Origin of the sequence: Streptomyces sp. B21-083 (assembly GCF_036898825.1) — a bacterium.
Taxonomy (GTDB): domain Bacteria; phylum Actinomycetota; class Actinomycetes; order Streptomycetales; family Streptomycetaceae; genus Streptomyces.
This window is the reverse complement of the sequence record NZ_JARUND010000001.1, coordinates 3,691,883-3,714,211: the sequence shown is the minus strand read 5'-3', so window position 1 is coordinate 3,714,211 and position 22,329 is coordinate 3,691,883. Positions and strand designations below refer to the sequence as shown.

Genomic DNA, 22,329 nt, shown 5'->3' with positions numbered 1-22,329 from the left:
GGGGCCGCATGGTCGGGGTTGTCTCAGACCACCCTCGTGGCGCCCGCGAGCGGCATCTCGTCCAGAGGTGCCACCCGTACCGGCGCCGACGGGTTCGGGGCGTGGATCATCTGGCCGTGGCCGATGTAGATGCCCACATGGCTGATGCCCGAGTAGAAGAACACCAGGTCGCCGGGGAGGAGTTCGGACGATGAGACCCGCTGGCCGGCGTTGATCTGGGCGTAGGTGGTGCGGGGCAGGGAGATCCCCGCGGAGCGGTACGCGGCCTGGATGAGGCCTGAGCAGTCGAAGGCGTCCGGCCCGGTGGCACCCCACACATAGGGGCTGCCGAGCTTCTGATAGGCATAGGCGACAGCCGCCGCGGCACGAGAGTTGGGTGCCTCGGCCACTCCGGAAGTCCCGGCCGCACCGGGGGCCCCAGCGGCTCCGGTCGCTCCTGGTGACGTCAGGCCGTCCCGCGCGCTCCCCGATGACCGTGAAGCGTGCCTGCCGCCCCAGCCGCCGCCCCAACTGCCACTGCCGCCCTCCGCCGCGAGCCGGGCGCGTTCCTCCTTGGTGAGGCGGGACAGCAGTTGGCGGGCCTCGCCCAGCTTTCCCGTCACGGTCTTCTTGAGGCGGTTCAGCTCGGCCTGGCGGGACTTGAGGGTGTCCAGCTCGACGTGGGCGGCCCCGCGCAGCTGCTCGATCTCACGCAGCTGCTTGTGTACGCGAGTCACGTTCGACGCCTGTCTGGTGCCCGCCCGTTCGGCGAACGCGGCGCCGTCCAGATAGCTGTCGGGGTCGTCGGAGAGGGCGAGTTGCAGCGCGGGATCGAGTCCGCCGGAGCGGTACTGCGCCGCGGCCATCGAACCCAGCGACTCCCGCGCCGAGTTGAGCCGCTCCTCCTTGCGTGCCGCCTCGTCCCGCAGGGTGCCCAGCCGCCGCTCCGCCCGCTCGGCCTTCTCCTTCGAGCCGTTGTACTTCTCGGTGGCGACCTCCGCCTCCTCGTACAGTTTGTTCACCTTGGCCTCGACCTGCGCCGATGTCAGCTGTGGTTCGGCGTACCCGATGCCGTCGAAGCCGGTCGCCGTCGCCGCGCCCGCGAGGGCGATCGTCGCGGCGGTACGAGCCGTATTGCCGTTGAGTGAGCGCTGTCGGGGCTTGCGGTGCGCGGCCACGGGGGCGTCACGTCCTTTCGTACGACCGCCACTACGACGACCGCCGGAAGGCTGCCCGGGAAGCGGACCCAGGAGGGCGGTTGCGCGTCCGGCGACGGCTCGCACAGGGGGAGCGGTCCGCCGCCGGACTTTCTCGGCGGTGGTGTCCGACTGCCGCCCCTGGCCCGGGCGGCGGTGGGGAGCCGGTCACCTGGTGAAGGACGCTAAACCTGAGGGTGCGGTGGGGTAACGCCATGTACGGAACTGGTCTCAGCCGACCGTCGGGTGACCGCATGCGACCGCGATCCTCTTGTGGCGTCGCCGACTCGCGCAGAGGGCTGACCGATGCGGCGGTTCACGGGGCACGTGGGGGTCACGGGGTGCTATGGGGCGCATATATGCAATGCGCCTTCGGCCACAGGCCGCCGGGCGGGCACCTCACGAACGCCGTACGCCCGGCCCGGTGTCGTACGGCGCGGGCGCCGCTGGCTAGGCTCCGGCTCATGGACGTACTCATCCATCTCTGCGTCGGCCTGCACATCATCGGCATCGCCTCACTCCTGGGCGGGTTTCTCACCCAGCTGAAGGCGATGGGACAGGGCACGGCCCGCTTCGTGCCGGCGATGCTGCACGGGGCGTTCACCATGCTGGTCACCGGGGTCGCCCTGGTGGGCCTCAACCAGGCCGACGACCAGCCGGTCGACAACGTCAAGATCGGCGTGAAGCTGGCCCTGCTGATCGTGATCCTCGGCCTCGTCTATGTGAAGCGGGACGACGAGACCGTGGACAAGCGGCTGTTCGCCCTGGTGGGTCTGTTCACCACGGCGAACATCTTCATCGCCGTGCTCTGGACCTGACCCCGAGGCTTCCCCCTCGGGTGTGCGTCAGGCCGGGCGCACCACGCTGTGGATCGCCGACTCACCGTCGTAGAAGATCGATTCCTCACGGACGTAGGCACCCGGCTTCGGTGCGTGGATCATCATGCCGTTGCCGATGTACAGGCCGACATGGCTGATGCCTTCGTAGAAGAAGACCAGGTCACCGGGTTGGATGTCGGAGAGCGAGACGGTGGTGCCCGCGTTCACCTGGTCGTAGGTGGTGCGTGGAAGGCTGACTCCGGCGGCCCGCCAAGCGGCCTGGGTAAGACTCGAACAGTCGTATGAATCTGGCCCTGTCGCACCCCAGACATACGGCTTGCCGACCTGTGCGCGTGCGAAGGTGAGGGCCTTCTCGGCCTTACCGGCGTACGAGGGGTCGGGGACCCCCGGTGTGGAGGGGGCCGAGGCGGTGGTGCCCGGCGACTGCTGTGCCGCCGCTGCCGCGTCCTGCTGACGTCGCTGCTCCGCGTCCTGCTGCTGCCGGGCGAGTTCCTGCGCCTGGCGGCGGGCGTCCGCCTGCTTCTCGCGTTCGATCGCCGCGAGCCGCAGTTTCTCCTCGGCGGTGAGGCGGGAGAGCAGCCGGCGGGCCTCCACCAGCTTCGTCTGCACGGCCGTCTTGGTCGTCTGCAGCTCGTCCTGGGACTCCGTGAGCGCGTCGAGACTCGCGGCGGCCTCCTGGCGCTGCCGCGTCGTCTCGGCCCGCTGGGTGATGTACTCGTCGACCGTGTCCTTCTGGCGGGCGGTCAGGCGGTCCATCAACTGGTTCTGGTCAAAGTAGTCCTGCGGGTCGTCCGCGAGCAGGAACGTCGCCGTTCCGGGGGCGACGGATCCCGTGCGGTACTGGGCCGCGGCGAAGGAACCCAGCTCCTCGCGCGCGTCGTTGAGCTTCTGGGTGCGCCGGGCCATGTCGTCCATCAAGGTGTCGACGCGACCCTGCTGCTTGGCGGCTCTCTCCTTGGCGGCGTTGTACACGTCGGCGGCCGACTCGGCCTGGTGGTAGAGGTCGTCGACCTGCGCCTCGACCTCCTCCACGCTCGGCTTGTCGTCGGCCGAGGGCGCCGGGGGAGTGGTGGGCTCCGTGGGCGCGGCGTTGGCGGTCTGGGTCAGCAGGGCGACGGAAGCGGTCAGGGCCGCCGTGGCGAAGGCCGGGGTCCGTATGCCTGCTACGCGCGTTCCCGTAGGACGCGACTTGCGGTGCGACGACGCCAAGGGAGGCGACTCCTTCCACGTTCCGCCTACCGGGTTAGCTGTCGGGTTCGGGCGGGTAATTCGGAAGGGTTGCCCTACGGTCCCTGCCCTGGACGGCAGTCGGACCGATTCACCCCAAATGCTCGGTGGGTCCCCGGCTCCTGCCGCACAGGGCGGCACGATCGGACTCGGCGGAGGCCGCGCGGCCCGGCGATGTTCGCCGGTGGAGATCGAGCGGCCTTACGGCACGCTAACCAACGCGTGTGGCTCCTGTGAAGGTTGATGACCGCTTTGTCCGATACGTTTTTGTGACCTCGGTCCTAAACATGGCTCTATGGAGTCGATTCGGAATTGTCTGGGGATATTCATTGCGAATGACGTAATACACCCCGGTATGTGTGCGTGGTGGGACTGGGATTCCGGGATGTTTTCGGGGTGGCGGCGGGTTGTCAGTGGGGGCGCCTAGACTCGGAGAGCGATGAGCAGCCTCTTTGACGACAGCTTCCTGGCGGACCTCCAGGGCCCTCGGGCCCACGCGGAGGAACCCCCGCCACCGCCCGAGGACGAGCATGCGCCGGAGACCGTTCCGGACGATCTGTTCGGCGGGAAGTTCGACGCGCCGCCGGACCGGGACGCGTACTATCGCGACGGCGCCCCACGTCCTTTGGTGGACCCGGCCGCGCTCCTGGACGGGCTGAACGAGAACCAGCGCGCGGCCGTCGTGCACGCCGACACCCCCCTGCTCATCGTGGCGGGCGCCGGCTCCGGCAAGACACGTGTGCTCACGCACCGCATCGCGTATCTGCTCGGTGAGCGGAGCGTCCATCCCGGCCAGATCCTCGCGATCACCTTCACCAACAAGGCCGCCGGGGAGATGAAGGAACGCGTCGAGCAGCTCGTCGGCCCGCGCGCGAACGCGATGTGGGTGATGACCTTCCACAGCGCGTGCGTGCGGATCCTCCGGAGGGAGAGCAAGAGGCTCGGCTTCACCTCCTCCTTCTCGATCTACGACGCCGCCGACAGCAAGCGGCTGATGGCGCTCGTCTGCCGTGATCTGGACCTGGACCCCAAGCGCTTCCCGCCCAAGTCCTTCAGCGCGAAGATCTCCAACCTGAAGAACGAGCTGATCGACGAGGAGGACTTCGCCGCCCAGGCGAGCGACGGTTTCGAGAAGACCCTCGCTCAGGCGTACGCGATGTACCAGTCGCGGCTGCGTGAGGCCAACGCGCTCGACTTCGACGACCTGATCATGACGACGGTCAACCTGCTGCGCGCCTTCCCGGACGTCGCCGAGCACTACCGCCGCCGCTTCCGGCACGTCCTCGTCGACGAGTACCAGGACACCAACCACGCCCAGTACGCCCTCGTACGGGAACTCGTCGGCACCTCCGAGCACCCGGTGGACGTACCGCCCAGCGAGCACGATCTGCCTCCCGCCGAGCTGTGCGTCGTGGGTGACGCCGACCAGTCGATCTACGCCTTCCGGGGCGCGACGATCCGCAACATCCTCCAGTTCGAGGAGGACTACGCGGACGCGACGACGATCATGCTCGAACAGAACTACCGTTCCACGCAGACGATCCTGAGCGCCGCCAACGCGGTCATCGAGCGCAACGAGTCCCGCCGCCCCAAGAACCTGTGGACCAACGCGGGCGCGGGCGCGCGCATCACCGGTTATGTCGCCGACACCGAGCACGACGAGGCGCAGTTCGTCGCCGAGGAGATAGACCGACTGACGGACGCGGGCGACGCGAAGGCGGGTGACGTCGCCGTCTTCTACCGGACGAACGCGCAGTCGCGTGTCTTCGAGGAGATCTTCATCCGCGTCGGCCTGCCCTACAAGGTCGTCGGCGGTGTCCGCTTCTACGAGCGCAAGGAGGTCCGGGACGTCCTGGCCTACCTGCGCGTCCTCGCCAACCCGGAGGACTCGGTGCCGCTGCGCCGCATCCTCAACGTGCCCAAGCGCGGCATCGGCGACCGCGCGGAGGCGATGATCGACGCGCTGTCCCAGCGCGAGAAGATCAGCTTCCCGCAGGCGCTGAAGCGGGTGGACGAGGCCTATGGCATGGCCTCGCGGTCGACCAACGCCGTCAAGCGGTTCAACACGCTGATGGAGGACCTGAGGACGATCGTGGAGTCGGGCGCCGGCCCGGCGACCGTCCTCGAAGCGGTTCTCGAACGCACGGGCTACCTCGCCGAGTTGCAGGCGTCGACCGACCCGCAGGACGAGACCCGGATCGAGAACCTCCAGGAACTCGCAGCGGTGGCCCTGGAGTTCGAACAGGAGTCAGGAGCGGCCGTGGAGGCGGGGGAGGCCGACCAGCCCGCCGAGGGCGACGCGCCGGCCCCGGTCGGGCTCCCCGCGTTCCTGGAGCGGGTCGCCCTGGTCGCCGACTCCGACCAGATCCCCGACGAGGACGACGACGGCTCGGGCGTCATCACCCTGATGACCCTGCATACCGCCAAGGGCCTTGAGTTTCCTGTGGTGTTCCTGACCGGCATGGAGGACGGCGTCTTCCCGCACATGCGTGCCCTGGGCCAGGCCAAGGAACTGGAGGAGGAGCGACGGCTCGCGTACGTCGGCATCACGCGCGCGCGGGAACGCCTGTATCTGACGCGGTCGTCGCTGCGCAGCGCGTGGGGCCAGCCCTCGTACAACCCGCCCTCGCGTTTCCTGGAGGAGATCCCGGCCGCACATCTGGAGTGGAAGCGCACGGGCGCGATGGCTCCGGCGACGTCCTCGGGCCCGGCCTCCGGGGTGGCGTCCTCGCTGTCGTCCTCGCGCTCGCGCACCGCGGCCTCGGGTGCGTCCGGCTTCGCCACGCGCCGGGGCGGTGTCGAGAAGCCGGTGGTCGCGCTGGCCGTGGGGGACAGGGTCACGCACGACCAGTTCGGTCTGGGGACCGTGGTGGGTGTGAAGGGTACGGGCTCGAACGCCGAGGCGACCGTCGACTTCGGCGAGGACAAGCCGAAGCGACTGCTGCTGCGGTACGCGCCGGTGGAGAAGCTCTGACCGGACACCCGGGCATCGTCGAGATGCCCGGGTCACGCCGGTGACGCAGGTGTAAGGGGTTGGAACCGGACGGGAACTACGTCGGGTCGAGGCCGTGGCTGCGCAGCCACGGGAGCGGGTCGATCGCCGAGCCGCCGGCGGGCCGAACCTCGAAGTGCAGGTGCGGCCCGGTCGAGTTGCCGGAGTTCCCGGAGTACGCGATGGGGTCGCCGGCCTTGACGGTCGTACCGGACGCGACCTGGTAGCTGGAGAGGTGGCAGTACCACGTCTCCGTGCCGTCCTTGTCGGTCAGGATCAGCATGTTGCCGTAGGCGCTGTTCCACTGGGTCCGGACGGTGCCGTCGGTCGCGGCCATCACCGTCGTGCCGTACGAGACCGGGAAGTCGATGCCCGTGTGCACGGACATCCAGTTGATGCCGGCCTGGCCGAAGTAGGCGCTGAGGCCGCGCTGTGCGACCGGAAGGGCGTACTTGGGGCGCAGTCGCTCCTTGCGGGCCGCCTCCGCCGCCGCTGCCTTCTTGTCGGCGACCTGCTGGGCCTTGAGGTCGATACGTTCCTGCGTCCGGCTGGCCCGGTCGGCGAAGTCGTCGGCGCCCGCGGAGAGGCTCTCCAGCTGGGAGTCCAGCTTGTTGTTCGCGGTGGACGGCTTCACGGCGACACCGTCGGGCGCCGATGCCGTCGTGTTCTGCGTCTCGTCACCGTTCAGCCCGCCCACGGAGGCGGCGGCGATACCCGCGACCCCCATCACACAGGCGGACGGGACGGCGATGGTCAGCAGAGCGGAACGTTTGGCCGGGGTGCGACGTCGGGACCGGCCCGCGTCGCGCGCCGCCGTACGGGACGCCGCGCGCCCGGCTCCGGGCGCCATGCCCGGGGCGAACTCTTCCTGCCCGTCGAGCAGCGGGGCCTCGGCGGGGAGTTCGCCGTCGGTGACGAGGTCCGACTCGTCGTGGGCGAGCGCGTGAAGGTCGTACTCCGGTACGTCCGCCATGTCCGTGAGCTGCTCGAACATCGCGGTGGCCTGCTGGTCGTACTCGTGCTCATGGTGGTACTCGGCGGACGGGGCGGGCGTGTTGTCCGGGCCGCTGTCCGAGTTCCACTGCGTGGCGTCGTACACACCGGTGTCGGAGACCTGCGTGCCCCATTCCCACTGCTGGGTCTGGTCGGCCGTGCCGGTCTGCTCGGGCGGGGTCCAGCTGCCGGCGTCCTGCTCCCAGAGGGGGGACCCCCAGCCGTTGGTCTCGCTGCCCGGGGGCGGTGACTGCGCGGGGATTTCGGCGAGTTGCTGGTAGCCGGGCGCCCAGGTGGTGGTGTCGTACGCCCCGGTGTCGTAGGCGGCGTGGTGCTGGGCCGCGTACGCGTCGTAGTTCAGGGTGTGGTGACTGCCGGTGGACCACTGGGAGTTGTCGTAGGAACCGGTGGTGTCGCCGCCCGGCATATTGCCGAAGAGCGGGTCGGTTTCGAAATTTCCCGTGGTGGTACCCGTGCCCAAGTCCGCGTCCAAACCGTTGGCGAAGGTGGGGTCGTACGTGGTGAAGTCACCAAAAGGGACTTCCTCTGTGCCGTACGACGCGTACTGAGCCGTCGCGGCATCGGAAGCCGGAGCCGGGGCGGTCATCGCTCCCGACGGGTGACGATCGTTCACCAACTTCTCTTTCGCCTCGACAACAGGGGCTGGCAGAGCAGTGCGGCGACTGTACCCGGCGGTATGCGGGCGCGACAATCTTCTGCAGGTTTCGTGCTTGAGGGAAACGGGCAATCGGCCGTGTTTCGGGGGACTGCGGGCATGGGTTTGGCCTGGCGTTCGATGATTGTTCGAATTTTGGGGGCTGCTCGACGCTCATGACCCGCCTGTGGCAGGTGTTGTGGCGGGCCCTACGCCACGGTCAGCCCGCCGGTTCGCGCCCGGTCGGACCGCGCTCCGGCGGAGTGGACGTCGTCGCTCTGGTCCAGGGCCTCCCGTATCCCGGTCGCGACGGCCGGGTGCACGGGCAGGGCGAGGTGACCGACGCCGGTGACCCGCACGTTCTGCGTCGACAGGTCCGGGTGGTCGACGCAGGCCGTCTCCGGCGGGTCCATCAGGTGGTCCAGATCGCTCCAGAAGCCGACGAAGCGCGTACGGCAGTCGGGTGCGGGCAGGCGCAGTTCCTCGATGACATCCGAGCCGGGGCGCATCTGCCGGACGATCGGATGCGCGTCCGCCAGCGGAACGACGCGGGTGCCGGAGTGCGGGGTGCCGAGGGTGACGAGCGTACGGACGCGGAGATCACCGCCGAGGCGCTGTACGTAATAGCGCGCGATCAGGCCGCCCAGGCTGTGCCCGACGATGTCCACCCGCGGCTGGCCCGTGCGCCGGCATGTCTCCTCTATGTGCCGGCCGAGCAGCTCCGCCGCGGTGCGGATGTCGCAGGTCAGCGGGGAGTAGTTGAGCGACTCGATCTGCTGTCGGCCGTGCTGGGCGAGGGAGCGGCGCAGCAGGACGAAGACGGAGCGGTTGTCGATGAAACCGTGGAGGAGGACGACCGGAGGTTTCGGCTCCACCGGCAGGTGCGCGGTCCGGGCTTCGGGGAGCGTGGTGGGGTCCGGGGCGGTCGTGGCCCGGCGCTCCTGCGCGATGCCCGACGGATAGAGGAGCAGGTGTCCCGCCAGGATCGCCAATTCCAGGGCCGTCGCCTTGAGGATGGCGGCCGAGAGCCCCGTCAGGCTGCTCGGCAGGACGCGCCGGCAGAGCGGAAGCAGGGGCAGTGCTGCCCGTGTGACCTTCATGGCCGACCTCCTGTCGGCACGCGGAGGACTTCTCCGGCCCCCGTGTGCCCTCGTGGGGGTCGCGACGAGGGCGGCCGGTGGTGGTGGCGTCGGTGGTGGTGCACGAGTGGGCGTGCGGCGGGTGGGACGCCAGGGGGGTGCTGAAGCTCCTTGCCGTACGGCGACGAAGCTCCCCGCTGTCGTGCCCTGCTGCCCTTCGTTGCCATCTCCGACACACCGCCCCGCCTTGCCCGCCCCGGCGCGTGGCTCGCGACGCGGTGGTGCGACGACCTCGATGCGGCTCCCCTTGCGCCGGTCCCGCCGGTGCGCGGCGAACGTGTCCCACCGTGTGATTTCCCCCTCGGCACCGGTCGCGAAACTGCCGGTTGCGGGATGCTTGACATAACGTTCGTTCACTTCAGGGAGGCGGCGATGGGTGCGGCAGCCGGTCCGATCCGCGTGGTGGTGGCGAAGCCGGGGCTCGACGGTGACGACCGCGGAGACGAGGTGCTCGCGCGGGCGTTGCGTGACGCCGGTATGGAGGTCATCTACACGGGCCTTCACCAGACGCCCGAGCACGTCGTCGGCACCGCGATCCAGGAGGACGCCGACGCGATCGGGCTCTCCGTCCCCTCCGGCGCCCACAACACCCTTTTCCCGGCAGTGATCGACCTTCTGCGGAAGCACGACGCGGCCGACATCAAGGTCTTCGGCGCCGGGATCATCCCCGAGGCGGACATCGCCGCGCTGAAGGAGAAGGGGGTCGCGGAGATCTTCACGCCGGAGGCGACCAGCGCATCGGTCGTGGAGTGGGTACGGGGACACGTACGGGAGTCGGCGGGGGCGTAGGGCCTGGGTGCGGGTGGCTCTCGGCCGCGGTTCAGGCATTGCCCGCCGACCGGCCCGGCGCCAGTTCTTCCGCCATCGCCGCGCGCAGGCGCAAGGTGCCCACGAGGCGCTGGAATGCCTCCGCCCAGTAGCTTCCCGCGCCCGGCGACGCGTCCTCCCCTTCGTCCGGGATCGCCAGCAGGCCGTCGAGGCGGCCGGCCTCGGAGGGGTCCAGGCAGCGTTCCGCCAGCCCCATCACTCCGCTGAAGCTCCATGGGTAACTCCCCGCGTCCCGCGCGATATTGAGCGCGTCGACCACTGCCCGCCCGAGCGGCGGAGCCCACGGCACCGCGCACACCCCGAGCAGCTGGAAGGCCTCGGACAGTCCGTGCGTTGCGATGAACCCCGCTACCCACTCGGCCCGTTCGGCGGAGTCCAGCGTGGCGAGCAGCTTCGCCCGCTCCGCCAGGGACACCGCTCCGGGCCCGCCGGCCTCGGGTGTCGAGGGCCCGCCGAGGAGCGCCCGGGACCAGTCGGCGTCCCGCTGCCGCACCGCCGCCCGACACCACGCGGCGTGCAGCTCACCCTGCCAGTCGTCGGCCACCGGCAGCGCCACGATCTCCTCAGGCGTACGTCCACCGAGCCGCGCCGACCACGAGCCGAGCGGGGTGGCCTCCACCAACTGGCCGAGCCACCAGGACCGTTCGCCCCGACCTGCCGGGGCCTTGGCCACGACACCGTCTCGCTCCATGCCCGCGTCGCACTCGTGCGGTGCCTCGACGACGAGCGCGGGCCCGCCTTTCGTACCGTCACCGCCGCTGTTCGTGACGTCTGTGCTGTTCGTGTGGTCGAGGGCCACACACGCTCCCGCCCGGACCGCCATCCGGGCGGCGAGCGCCGAATCAGGCAGGGCGGACAGCAACTCGGCAGCTGTGGCCCGGACGTTGCGGCTGCGGTCGGCCAACGCCCGTTCCAGGAAGGGCTCGTCCTCGGCGTGCAGTCCCATGCGGAGCGAGTCGAGGAACATCAGCCGGTCCTCGGCCCGCTCCGTCGACCAGGTCGTCTCCAGCAACTCCCGGGCGGCGGCGGGCTCTCGCGCGCGAATCGCCGCGAGGAGGGAGACGCGTTCGGCGAACAGGCCCTCCTGCCACAGCCGCCGGATCCGATCCGACTCCTCGACGCCGGGCAGGGCCGCGCCGCCGCCCGGGGTCGAGCGCAGGGCGAACCGCCAGTCCGTGTTCAGCCGGGCGAGCCACAGCGCGCGCGGGCCCGCGAACGCCAACGCCGCCGGGCGTAGATCCGTACGCCCCCTGGCCGCGTCGAGCAGCGCGGGCAGCGTCTGGGGTGGGGCCGCGTAGCCATGTGTGTTCGCCGCCGCGAGCCATTGGGGCAACAACTCCATCAGATCCGGCGCTGTCCCCCGGCGACCGCTGCCGCCGGGAGTGCCTGCCCGGTCGGCCAGCAGCAGCGCGAGCCTGCGGGCGGCGGCCGGCGGCAGCGACGGTCGAGGGTCCGCCGCCGCGGGTTCCGGTCGCGTCGCCGCCCGGGCCGGCCGCAGCCCCGCCCGCCGCCGTACGGTCTCCACGGCCGCCGCGCCGAGCAGCGCGACCGGTGCCTGCCTGCCGGGCGGGCAACCCGCGGGTGTACGCCGCTCCGTGCCGAGCAGCGCCGCGGTGACCAACTCCTCCCAGGCACCTGCGGAGGGCGAGCCCACGGAGGATGAGCCTGCGGGGGAGGAGCCTGCCTGGGAGTTAGCGCTGCTGCCGGTCATGGCATTCCCTTCGTCGGGAGTCGGGAGTCGGGGCAGGAGTGGAGCCGTAGCGAGTCGTCGTGGCGTGAGCCCTGGGGCGTCCCGTCGCCTCAGCACAGTGGGACCGCCTGTCCGGCCGTCCCCTCAGGCCAGGCGGTCAGAGGGGTGAAACCCCGGTGACCGCACTCGCCGAAGACCGTGACGGGCGCCCCGCCCGACAGGGCGACGAGGCGCCACAGGCCCGGGTGGGCGACGGCGGAGGGGGCCAGAGGCAGCGCCAAGTCGGTGTCGGTGTCGGCCAGTTGCCAGGATCTGCCGTCCGGGACGGGTATGACCCGGTCCAGCGTCACCGGGACGGAGTCCAGCCAGGGGTCGCCCTGGAGTGCCTCCCCGTAGCGCTCGGCCGCGCGTGTGGTCGTCGTCCCCGGCGGCCGTACGTCCGTCGGTGCGGGCGCTGTGAACCGTTCGCCCAGGGCCGCCCTGAGCTGTCCGGCACCTGGGTACACGGACACCTCTGCCTCGAACGCCAGACCGACCGGCAGTGCCAGTTCGGGGGCGCGGCCGGCCGCCCCGTAAGAGAGGAGCAGGGCCGTGCGGCCCGACTCCGCACCGTGCAGCCAGATCCGGCGGGTCGTCAGACGGGCGTCCGCCGTCTCGTACTGGGCGAGGACCAGCCAGTGGTCGCGCACCGGCGGGCCGTCCGCCGAACCGGGCAGGCCGATCCGGGACCGTACTGTCGCCGCCAGACCCTCCGGCAGCTCGTCCCGGCGCAGCCAGCCCCGGTCGAGGAGATGGAGCAGCGCGCACTCCTCCAGCAGTCGCACCGGCCAGCCCGGACCGGACGCCGGGATCGCCCCCAACTCCCTTACCCGCGCCGCCAGTCCGGGCGTCTGTGCGTCGACCATGCGGGCCGCAGTCTCCTCCCACAGCCCGTATCCCGCCTGCTCGGCGGTGGCCAGGCCGCCGCGCAACAGGTCGGCGAGGCGCTGCTCCAACTCTGTTGCCCCCGCCGTGATCCGCTCGGCCCGGCGCTCCGCCCTGCGCCGTGCCGCCTCCGGATCACCGGACCCGGTCGGGGAACCGGCCGCCCCCGCCGCCCGTTTCTCCTCCGCACGCTTCCGCCGCCCCGCCAGCCATTCCTCCGCCCAGCCCGGCGCCTCCCCTCGCGGCACCGCGCCGTCCCCGCCCGCCCAGAGCAGCAGCAGGCCGAGCGCGTGCTTGCACGGGAACTTGCGGCTCGGACAACTGCACTTGTACGCGGGCCCGGTGGCGTCCGCGATGTCGACGACCGTCTGATACGGCTTGCTGCCACTGCCCTTGCACAGTCCCCACACCGTCCCCTCGTCGGTACTGCCGGCCTCCGACCACGGTCCGGCCGCGCCGAGTTTGCTTCCCGCTTTGCGTGACGAGACGTCAGGCGCCAGTGCCAGCACCTGATCCGCTGTCCAGCGCACCCCCTGCTGAGTCATGACATCGAAGGTAGATCCCGGCACTGACAATCGGTCCTCGCAGCGATCCCCGCCCAGCCCGCAAAACCACATACCAGCAGGTCAGAACGCGTTGTCAGTGGCGTGGTGCAGTGTGGTCACCAGATCCGAACGGGCCAAGACCGGCCGAGCTGGAGGGGGACCGAGCCATGCCTGTTTCCGCTGAACCGACATCCGTCGACCCGCGTCACGAGCAGTCCGCTCACGCGAACGGCACGGACGAACTGACCACGGATGAATTGGGCACGGAGGAACTGCGCCCGCACGCCGAGGACGCCTTCGCCGCCGAACTCGCGGCGCTGGCCGCGCAGGACGACCGTCCGCGCCCGGCCCGCTGGAAACTGTCGCCGTGGGCCGTCGCCATGTACCTGCAGGGCGGCACGCTGGCCGACGGCACGGTGATCACCCCGAAGTACGTGGGTCCGCGCCGCATCGTCGAGGTCGCCGTCACCACCCTCGCGACCGACCGTGCCCTGCTGCTGCTCGGCGTGCCCGGCACGGCGAAGACCTGGGTGTCCGAGCATCTGGCGGCGGCGGTCAGCGGCAACTCGACACTGCTGGTCCAGGGCACGGCCGGCACACCGGAGGAGGCGATCCGGTACGGCTGGAACTACGCCCGGTTGCTCGCGCACGGCCCGAGCCGCGAGGCCCTCGTGCCCAGCCCCGTCATGCGGGCGATGGCGGAGGGGATGACGGCCCGCGTCGAGGAGCTGACCCGCATCCCGGCCGACGTGCAGGACACGCTGATCACGATCCTGTCGGAAAAGAACCTGCCGATACCGGAGTTGGGGCAGGAGGTGCAGGCGGTCCGGGGGTTCAACCTGATCGCGACGGCCAACGACCGCGACCGCGGGGTCAACGAGCTGTCCAGCGCCCTGCGCCGCCGGTTCAACACGGTGGTGCTGCCGCTGCCGGAGAGCGCCGACGCCGAGGTCGACATCGTCTCGCGCCGGGTCGACCAGATCGGCCGCTCGCTCGACCTGCCGGCCGTACCGGACGGTGTCGACGAGATCCGCCGTGTCGTGACCGTCTTCCGCGAACTGCGTGACGGCATCACGTCGGACGGCCGGACGAAGCTGAAGTCGCCCAGCGGAACCCTGTCCACCGCCGAGGCGATCTCCGTCGTCACCAGCGGCCTGGCCCTGGCGGCCCACTTCGGCGACGGCGTCCTGCGGGCCTCCGACGTCGCCGCGGGCATCCTCGGCGCGGTGGTCCGTGATCCGGCGGCCGACCGGGTCGTCTGGCAGGAGTACCTGGAGGCGGTGGTCCGCGAACGCGACGGCTGGAAGGACTTCTACCGGGCGTGCCGGGAGGTGAGCGCGTGAGCGGGCGCAGGGGCAGGGGCAGGGGTGCGGGTGCGGGCGTGGATGTGCAGAGGTGTGTGTACGGGTTGTCGATGGGAGGCGGTTCGGTGTCCATGCGGGTCGGGGGCGTGAGTGCGGCGGTCGGCGACGGTGACTCGACTTGGCGCAGGAGGCGAGTGGCGTGACCGACGTCGAGGGTGGCGCCGGGCCGTTGCTGCTCGGCGTGCGTCATCACGGGCCCGGGTCGGCGCGGGCGGTACGGGCCGCGTTGGCGGCGGCGCGGCCGGCGGTCGTACTGATCGAGGGGCCGCCCGAGGCCGACGCCCTGATCCCGCTGGCCGCCGACGAGGACATGCGACCGCCGGTCGCCCTGCTGGCCCACGCAGTGGACGAACCCGGCCGCTCGGCGTTCTGGCCGCTGGCCGAGTTCTCCCCGGAGTGGGTGGCGATCCGCTGGGCCCTGGAACACGGGGTTCCCGCCCGGTTCATCGACCTCCCCGCCACACACACGCTGGCGTGGGAAAAGGAGGACGAGGGCGGAGCCGGGGGTGAGGGCGACGGCCAGGAGGGGGGAGACGAGGGCCGGGTGCCGGAAGCGGATACGGATGCGGATACCGCTCGGGAGGCCGCCCCTGATGCCGACCCGGATATTGCCCCGGGTGCCGACGTGCGGGTCGATCCGCTCGCCGTGCTCGCGCGGACCGGCGGTTACGACGATCCGGAGCGCTGGTGGGAGGACGTAGTCGAACACCGGGGGACGGGGGAGGGAGACGCGTTCGCTCCCTTCGAGGTGCTCGAAGAGGCCATGGGCGCGCTCCGGGAGGTGTACGGGACCGGGGGCCACGACCGGGACCCGGTGCGGGAGGCATACATGCGCCTCCAAGTACGGGCGGCACAGCGAGAGTTCGGGGATGCCGCAGTGGCCGTGGTGTGCGGCGCCTGGCATGTGCCCGCGCTGCGTCAGAAGGTCGGCGTCGGCGCCGACCGGGCACTGCTGAAGGGTCTGCCCAAGGTCAAGGTGGACGTGACCTGGGTGCCGTGGACGCATCGCAGGCTCGCGCGGGCGAGCGGTTACGGGGCGGGCATCGACTCGCCCGGCTGGTACGGGCATCTGTTCGGTGCGCGGGACCGGCCGGTCGAGCGGTGGATGACCAAGGTGGCCGGGCTGCTGCGCGACGAGGACAGGATGGTCTCCTCGGCGCACGTCATCGAGGCGGTGCGGCTGGCGGAGACGCTCGGCGCGATGCGGGGCCGCCCGCTGCCGGGGCTGACCGAGACGACCGACGCCGTGCGGGCGGTGATGTGCGAGGGCTCGGATGTCCCGCTGGCCCTGGTGCACGACCGGCTCGTCGTCGGGGACGTGCTCGGGGAGGTTCCCGAGTCGGCGCCCGCTGTCCCGTTGCAGCGTGACCTGACGCGGCTCCAGCGCCGGTTGCGGCTCAAACCGGATGCGCTGGAGCGGGAGTTGGAGCTCGACCTGCGCAAGGACACCGACGCGGAGCGCAGTCGGCTGCTGCACCGGCTGCGGCTGCTCGGGGTCGGGTGGGGTGAGCCGGCGGCGACGCGTGGCAGCACGGGTACCTTCCGGGAGACGTGGCGGCTGCGGTGGGAGCCGGAGTTGGCGGTACGGATCGCCGAGGCCGGTGTGTGGGGGACGACCGTGCTCTCGGCGGCGACCGCCAGGGCGGAGGCCGACGCCGTGGGGGCGGGTTCGCTGGCCGGCGTGACCGCTCTCGCCGAGCGCTGTCTGCTCGCCGAACTGTCCGACGCGCTCCCCGTGGTGATGCGCGTCCTCGCCGACCGCGCGGCCCTGGACGCCGACGTGGGCCATCTGGCCCAGGCACTGCCGGCGCTGGTCCGGTCCCTGCGCTACGGCGACGTACGCGGCACGGACACCCGGGCGCTGACCGAGGTCGCGGCGGGCCTCGCAGAGCGCGTCTTCGTCGGCCTGCCCCCGGCCTGCGCCGCTCTCGACACGGAGGCCGCCGAGGAGATGCGGCGCCATGTGGACGCGGTGCACGGGGCGGTGGGGCTGCTCGGCGAGACCGCGCGCCCGGATCCCGTCTCAGGTACTCCCGTCACAGGTAGTCCCGTCTCGAGTACTCCCGCGAGCGGCCCCGCGGACGCGGAGGCGAGCAGCTGCGCTGATGTCGCCGTGCCGGGACGCCACAGTGAGCTGCGGCGCCGCTGGCACTCCGTGCTCCGGGTGCTGTCCGGGCGGGACAGCGTGGCCGGGGTCGTGCGCGGGCGGGCCGTACGACTGCTGCTGGACGACGGGGAGTTGGCGCACGACGAGGCGGCCGTGCTCATGGGCCTCGTGCTGTCACCGGGGACGGGGCCCGGGGACGCGGCAGCGTGGATCGAGGGGTTCGTCGGGGGCGGCTCCGGGGGCGGGATGCTGCTCGTCCACGACGAACGGCTGCTCGGGCTGGTCGACGACTGGCTGACCCGGGTGCCGGCGGAGGCGTTCACCGACGTGCTGCCCCTGCTGAGGCGCACGTTCTCGGCGTACGAGCCCGGAGTGCGCAGAACGCTGGGGGAACTGGTCCGGCGCGGTCCGGGAAAGCGGGGGAGCGCGGTGACCGGCGCAGCCGGTATGCCGGGCTTCGCACCCGACCTGGACGCCCGGCGAGCGGACGCCGTGCTGCCGGTGCTGCGGCTGCTGCTGGGGCCGACGGGCGCGGGTGAAGGGGGCGTCGACGACAACAACCTGGTGGGGGTGGGGACATGACGACGGCGACGGAGTCGGCGGATCCGGCACGGGAGCGGTTGCGGCGGTGGCGCCTCGTACTCGGAGGTGACTCGGCGGACGGTATCGGCTGCGCGCTGTCCAAACAGGACGCGGCGATGGACGGGGCGCTCACCGCGCTCTACGGAAGAGGCGACGGGGGCAAGGACCGGGCGGGGCGGGACCGTTCGGCGGGGCTCGGGGCATCCGCGCCGTCGGTCGCGCGGTGGCTCGGCGACATCCGGACGTACTTCCCGTCGTCCGTCGTCCAGGTCATGCAGCGGGACGCCATCGACAGGCTCGGGCTCTCCGCCCTTCTGCTGGAGCCCGAGATGCTGGAGGCGGTCGAGGCGGACGTCCACCTCGTCGGCACACTGCTCTCCCTCAACAAGGCGATGCCGGAGACGACGAAGGAGACGGCAAGAGCAGTCGTACGCAAGGTCGTCGAGGACCTGGAGAAGCGGCTCGCCACGCGGACCCGGGCCACGCTCACCGGTGCGCTGGACCGCAGTGCCCGTATCAGCAGGCCGCGCCATCACGACATCGACTGGAACCGCACGATCGCGGCCAACCTCAAGCACTACCTCCCCGAGTACCGCACGATCGTGCCGGAGCGGCTCATCGGCTACGGGCGCGCCTCCCAGTCGGTGAAGAAGGAGGTCGTCCTCTGCATCGACCAGTCCGGTTCGATGGCGGCGTCGGTGGTGTACGCGTCGGTGTTCGGGGCGGTGCTGGCGTCCATGCGGACGATCGACACCCGGCTCGTGGTCTTCGACACGGCGGTCGTCGACCTCACCGACCAGCTCGACGACCCGGTGGACGTGCTGTTCGGTACGCAGCTCGGCGGCGGTACGGACATCAACAGGGCGCTCGCGTACTGCCAGTCGCAGATCACCCGGCCCGCCGAGACCGTCGTCGTGCTGATCAGCGACCTCTACGAGGGAGGCATACGCGACGAGATGCTGAAGCGGGTCGCCGCGATGAAGGCCTCCGGGGTGCAGTTCGTGACGCTGCTCGCGCTGTCGGACGAGGGGGCGCCGGCGTACGACAGGGAGCACGCGGCGGCACTCGCGGCGCTGGGCGCACCGGCGTTAGCCTGCACGCCCGATCTGTTCCCGGACATCATGGCCGCGGCGATCGAGAAGCGCCCGCTGCCGATACCCGACGCCGCGTGAACCGGGTCAACCGCGTCAACCGCATGACGTGAGTGTCATGAGGGCGGCTTCGGTCGGCAAAAAGGACATGAGGGCGCATCGGTAACGGGGGACTTGCGCGACCTCGGGAGGGCCGTGCGAGGATCGGCGCCGCCTCGCCCTGCTCCTCGCTGATCCATGGCGTTCGTCGTCGTATCGCCGCCCGGGAGAGTTTTTCCTCTTGAACTGGCCAGCCGCCCTGCCCGTCGCCGTACTGCGTGTGACGCGTGCGGTGGCGGGGCGGCGCGCGCTGCGAGTGGCGGTGCTGGTGGGCGGGTTGTTCGTGTTCGGGTTCCTCTGCGGGGAGCGGGCGCACGCGGCGGAGGGTGCGCCGTCGCTCCGAGGGGTGGGCGGTGCGGTTCGGCCGGTGGTCGAGAAGGCCGGGCCACTGGTCGCTGGGTCGGTGGCGGCCGTCACCGAGGAGTTGGCGGAGGTGTCACCACCGGCGCCGACGTTGCCCCCAGTGCCGGCCCTCCCTGAACTCCCCGTGGTACCTGAACTCCCCGAACTTTGTGCGGTGCCCGGGGTGCCCGGGGTGCCTGCGGTGCCCGCCGTGCCTGCGGTGCCCGGGGTGCCCGGGGTGCCCGGGGTGCCCGCCGTGCCCGCCGTGCCTGCGGTGCCTGCGGTGCCCGGGGTGCCCGGGGTGCCCGGGGTGCCCGCCGTGCCCGCCGTGCCTGCGGTGCCTGCGGTGCCTGCGGTGCCTGCGGTGCCCGGGGTGCCTGTGGTTCCGGAAGTTCCGGGACTCCCTCAGCTGCCGGTGGTTTCTGAGCTGCCCGGGCTTCCGGGCGTCCCCGCCTCGCCCACCGTCCCGTCATCTCCCACACGTCCCACACCCCAGGCCTCTCCCACCTCCCCCTTATCCCCGGCCGCTCACTCGTCGCCGGAGAAGGCGTCGCAGGTGTCCGCTGCTGTGGAGGTCCGGAACGGGCCGGCGGCGGGTGAGTGGGGTGGCGGTGGCGTGGTCGTCTCGCGGGCGTCTGTGCGTCCGGCGCGCGGTCTGCCGGACGGGGTGCCCCACGGGGCGCTCGGTGATCGGGTCGTCGTCGACGGTGCTGGTTTCCGGCACGGTGGGCACGGCGATGCGTATGCCGTCGGGTCGAACCAGCGAGCGCCGGTGTGCCTCATGCCGGGGATCGCCCCGGGCGCGGCCGGTGTCGAGGCCAGGAACAGGTACCGGGACATCCCGGTCTTCCCCGCCTGACAGGGCCTCCTCGTTCCGTCGCCGGGCGCGAATTCGCCGGGGCCGTGACGGCGTGCGACCACTGCACGGAGTGCCAGCCGGGTGCCCGTCCTCCGCGCACCCGAGCCGCACTCGAGCCGCGTCCGAGCCGCACTCGAGCCGCGTCCGAGCCGCACTCGAGCCGCGTCCGAGCCGCACTCGAGCCGCGTCCGAGCCGCACCCGAGCCGCACCCGAGCCGCTCCGCGATCGGACACTCGCGCCCCCGATCTCCGCACGCCTCCTGACGTGCGGATCATGCGGACTCCGCCGGGAAGACCCCCGTACGGCCGAATGCCATCGGTCCGGTCAGGGCGTGCCCGGCGGAGGGCGGTGAGCGGCTCCCCAGGGGAGGGGACCGCTTGCCGGAGGACCGTCAACACCGTTGGCGGACCTTCCGGAGGCCTCACCGGGCTCACCCCGGCCCGGTGAGGCCTCACCTTTGCCCCCTATGCGTCCCTAACGCGTCTTTACGCCCCCAGCGAGGGGCGAGCGAGGGCTGATTTGGGGCCGAGAGTGGCACTCTGTGACAGGTATCACCGCTCAGGTGTGATTCCTGATTTAGGGACCTGCGGGGTGCGGCGATAACCTGCGGGACGGACATGCCGCGCACTCGGTCATCGTGTGCGCCACCCTTGTGACACAGCGGACGTCACGTTGCCCTTCGCGGCACGCCCACGCAGACAACGAACCGCGAGATCACTGATAGGGACGGACGCGCGTGGACCTGTTCGAGTACCAGGCGAGGGACCTCTTCGCCAAGCACGGTGTACCGGTGCTGGCCGGTGAAGTCATCGACACGCCTGAGGCGGCCCGCGCGGCGACGGAGCGTCTTGGCGGCAAGTCCGTCATCAAGGCGCAGGTGAAGGTCGGTGGGCGTGGCAAGGCCGGCGGCGTGAAGCTCGCCGCCACCCCGGACGAGGCCGTCGCCCGGGCGACGGACATCCTCGGCATGGACATCAAGGGCCACACGGTCCACAAGGTGATGATCGCCGAGACCGCGCCCGAGATCGTCGAGGAGTACTACGTCTCGTACCTCCTCGACCGCACCAACCGCACCTTCCTCGCCATGGCGTCCGTCCAGGGCGGCGTGGAGATCGAGGTCGTCGCGGAGGAGAACCCCGAGGCCCTCGCGAAGGTCCCGGTCGACGCCAACGAGGGCGTGAGCATCGAGAAGGCCCGCGAGATCGTCGCCCAGGCGAAGTTCCCGGCCGAGGTCGCCGAGCAGGTCGCGGAGATCCTCGTGACGCTGTGGGACACCTTCATCAAGGAGGACGCCCTCCTCGTCGAGGTCAACCCCCTCGCGAAGGTCGCCTCCGGCAAGGTCATCGCCCTCGACGGCAAGGTGTCCCTCGACGAGAACGCCGAGTTCCGCCAGCCGGAGCACGCGGCGCTTGAGGACAAGGACGCGGCCAACCCGCTCGAGGCCGCCGCGAAGGCCAAGAACCTCAACTACGTCAAGCTCGACGGTGAGGTCGGCATCATCGGCAACGGCGCGGGGCTCGTCATGAGCACCCTCGACGTCGTCGCGTACGCCGGTGAGGCGCACGGTGGGGTCAAGCCCGCCAACTTCCTCGACATCGGCGGTGGCGCCTCCGCCGCCGTCATGGCGAACGGCCTGGAGATCATCCTCGGCGACCCGGACGTCAAGTCCGTCTTCGTCAACGTCTTCGGCGGCATCACCGCCTGCGACGAGGTCGCCAACGGCATCGTGCAGGCGCTGCAGCTGCTCGCGGACAAGGGCGAGGAAGTCACCAAGCCCCTCGTCGTCCGCCTCGACGGCAACAACGCCGAGCTGGGTCGCAAGATCCTCTCCGACGCCAACCACCCGCTGGTCCAGCGCGTGGACACCATGGACGGCGCGGCCGACAAGGCCGCCGAGCTCGCGGCTGCGAAGTAAGGGAAGAGGGACAGAACAGCCATGGCTATCTTCCTGAACAAGGACAGCAAGATCATCGTCCAGGGCATGACCGGTGCCACGGGCATGAAGCACACCAAGCTCATGCTGGCGGACGGCTCCAACATCGTCGGCGGTGTGAACCCGCGCAAGGCGGGTACCTCCGTCGACATCGACGGTACCGAGATCCCGGTCTTCGGCACGGTCGCCGAGGCGATCGAGAAGACGGGCGCGAACGTATCGGTCCTCTTCGTACCGCCGGCCTTCGCCAAGGCCGCCGTGGTCGAGGCGATCGACGCGGAGATCCCCCTCGCGGTCGTCATCACCGAGGGCATCGCCGTCCACGACTCCGCCGCCTTCTGGGCGTACGCGAAGTCGAAGGGCAACAAGACCCGCATCATCGGCCCGAACTGCCCCGGTCTCATCACGCCGGGCCAGTCGAACGCCGGCATCATCCCGGGCGACATCACGAAGCCGGGCCGTATCGGTCTGGTCTCGAAGTCGGGCACGCTGACGTACCAGATGATGTACGAGCTGCGTGACATCGGCTTCTCGTCGGCCGTCGGTATCGGTGGCGACCCGGTCATCGGTACGACGCACATCGACGCGCTGGCCGCGTTCGAGGCGGACCCCGACACCGAGCTGATCGTGATGATCGGTGAGATCGGGGGTGACGCGGAGGAGCGTGCCGCGGACTTCATCGCGAAGAACGTGACGAAGCCGGTCGTCGGTTACGTCGCGGGCTTCACCGCGCCCGAGGGCAAGACGATGGGCCACGCCGGCGCCATCGTCTCCGGCTCCTCCGGCACGGCCGCCGCGAAGAAGGAAGCCCTTGAGGCCGCCGGTGTGAAGGTCGGCAAGACGCCGACCGAGACGGCGAAGCTGGCGCGCGAGATCCTCGCCGGCTGAGTCGGTCAGCTGAACCTTGGTGGGCCCGTTCCCCTTGTCGGGGCGGGCCCACTGGC

15 protein-coding genes and 1 riboswitch are annotated in these 22,329 nt (G+C 71.0%); of the genes, 9 read left to right on the top strand and 6 right to left on the bottom strand.

All coding sequences use genetic code 11. The features are described 5' to 3' along the window. Positions 1-23 precede the first annotated feature (23 nt). Positions 24-1,157, bottom strand: coding sequence for a C40 family peptidase (locus QA861_RS16650; protein WP_334589106.1), 1,134 nt, complete (start codon positions 1,155-1,157; stop codon positions 24-26). A 482-nt stretch (positions 1,158-1,639) separates the two neighbouring features. On the opposite strand from QA861_RS16650, the gene QA861_RS16645 reads away from it, so the two are divergent. Beyond that, a complete protein-coding gene (locus QA861_RS16645; protein WP_334589105.1) occupies positions 1,640-1,993 on the top strand; it encodes a hypothetical protein in 354 nt (117 codons plus the stop codon). Positions 1,994-2,020: 27 nt separating this feature from the next. On the opposite strand, the gene QA861_RS16640 is transcribed toward QA861_RS16645, so the two are convergent. Then, positions 2,021-3,223, bottom strand: a complete 1,203-nt coding sequence (locus tag QA861_RS16640; protein ID WP_334589104.1) for a C40 family peptidase — start codon at positions 3,221-3,223, stop codon at positions 2,021-2,023. A gap of 8 nt (positions 3,224-3,231) precedes the next feature. Beyond that, a riboswitch (cyclic di-AMP (ydaO/yuaA leader) is annotated at positions 3,232-3,406 on the bottom strand. Positions 3,407-3,680: 274 nt separating this feature from the next. Between QA861_RS16640 and pcrA the strand changes: the two genes are divergently transcribed. Continuing rightward, a complete protein-coding gene (gene pcrA, locus QA861_RS16635; protein WP_334589103.1) occupies positions 3,681-6,215 on the top strand; it encodes a DNA helicase PcrA in 2,535 nt (844 codons plus the stop codon). Between the two features lie 76 nt (positions 6,216-6,291). Here pcrA and QA861_RS16630 read toward each other — a convergent pair whose 3' ends face one another. Together QA861_RS16630 and QA861_RS16625 are read right to left on the bottom strand one after the other, a co-directional pair. Continuing rightward, the gene (locus tag QA861_RS16630; RefSeq protein WP_443041560.1) at positions 6,292-7,833 is read right to left on the bottom strand and encodes a M23 family metallopeptidase; all 1,542 of its coding nucleotides are present in this window, start codon (positions 7,831-7,833) and stop codon (positions 6,292-6,294) included. Positions 7,834-8,090: 257 nt separating this feature from the next. Then, entirely contained in the window at positions 8,091-8,981 is an 891-nt protein-coding gene (locus tag QA861_RS16625; RefSeq protein WP_334589101.1) for an esterase/lipase family protein, read from the bottom strand. A gap of 411 nt (positions 8,982-9,392) precedes the next feature. Here QA861_RS16625 and icmB point away from each other — a divergent pair, with 411 nt between their 5' ends. Then, complete coding sequence (icmB, locus tag QA861_RS16620; protein ID WP_334589100.1) at positions 9,393-9,809, top strand: coenzyme B12-dependent isobutyryl CoA mutase small subunit; 417 nt, start codon at positions 9,393-9,395, stop codon at positions 9,807-9,809. Positions 9,810-9,840: 31 nt separating this feature from the next. On the opposite strand, the gene QA861_RS16615 is transcribed toward icmB, so the two are convergent. Next, positions 9,841-11,559 carry a DUF5691 domain-containing protein gene (locus QA861_RS16615; RefSeq protein ID WP_334589099.1) on the bottom strand — a complete coding sequence of 573 codons (1,719 nt, stop codon included), beginning with the start codon at positions 11,557-11,559 and terminating at the stop codon, positions 9,841-9,843. A gap of 89 nt (positions 11,560-11,648) precedes the next feature. Beyond that, positions 11,649-13,007 carry an SWIM zinc finger family protein gene (locus QA861_RS16610; protein WP_334589098.1) on the bottom strand — a complete coding sequence of 453 codons (1,359 nt, stop codon included), beginning with the start codon at positions 13,005-13,007 and terminating at the stop codon, positions 11,649-11,651. 167 nt (positions 13,008-13,174) lie between these two features. Here QA861_RS16610 and QA861_RS16605 point away from each other — a divergent pair, with 167 nt between their 5' ends. The 6 genes from QA861_RS16605 (at position 13,175) to sucD (ending at position 22,273) form a co-directional block, all read left to right on the top strand. Next, entirely contained in the window at positions 13,175-14,350 is a 1,176-nt protein-coding gene (locus QA861_RS16605) for an ATP-binding protein (RefSeq protein ID WP_334589097.1), read from the top strand. Between the two features lie 160 nt (positions 14,351-14,510). Next, complete coding sequence (locus tag QA861_RS16600; RefSeq protein ID WP_334589096.1) at positions 14,511-17,060, top strand: DUF5682 family protein; 2,550 nt, start codon at positions 14,511-14,513, stop codon at positions 17,058-17,060. After that, positions 17,057-18,232 carry a VWA domain-containing protein gene (locus tag QA861_RS16595; protein WP_334589095.1) on the top strand — a complete coding sequence of 392 codons (1,176 nt, stop codon included), beginning with the start codon at positions 17,057-17,059 and terminating at the stop codon, positions 18,230-18,232. The genes QA861_RS16600 and QA861_RS16595 overlap by 4 nt, the downstream gene beginning before the upstream one ends. A 916-nt stretch (positions 18,233-19,148) precedes the next feature. Then, positions 19,149-19,451 carry a hypothetical protein gene (locus QA861_RS16590; protein ID WP_334589094.1) on the top strand — a complete coding sequence of 101 codons (303 nt, stop codon included), beginning with the start codon at positions 19,149-19,151 and terminating at the stop codon, positions 19,449-19,451. Between the two features lie 737 nt (positions 19,452-20,188). Then, positions 20,189-21,367 (top strand): ADP-forming succinate--CoA ligase subunit beta, encoded by a 1,179-nt coding sequence (gene sucC, locus QA861_RS16585; RefSeq protein WP_006383804.1) that lies wholly within the window; start codon positions 20,189-20,191, stop codon positions 21,365-21,367. A gap of 21 nt (positions 21,368-21,388) precedes the next feature. Further along, a complete protein-coding gene (gene sucD, locus QA861_RS16580) occupies positions 21,389-22,273 on the top strand; it encodes a succinate--CoA ligase subunit alpha (protein ID WP_334589093.1) in 885 nt (294 codons plus the stop codon). Positions 22,274-22,329: the final 56 nt, after the last annotated feature.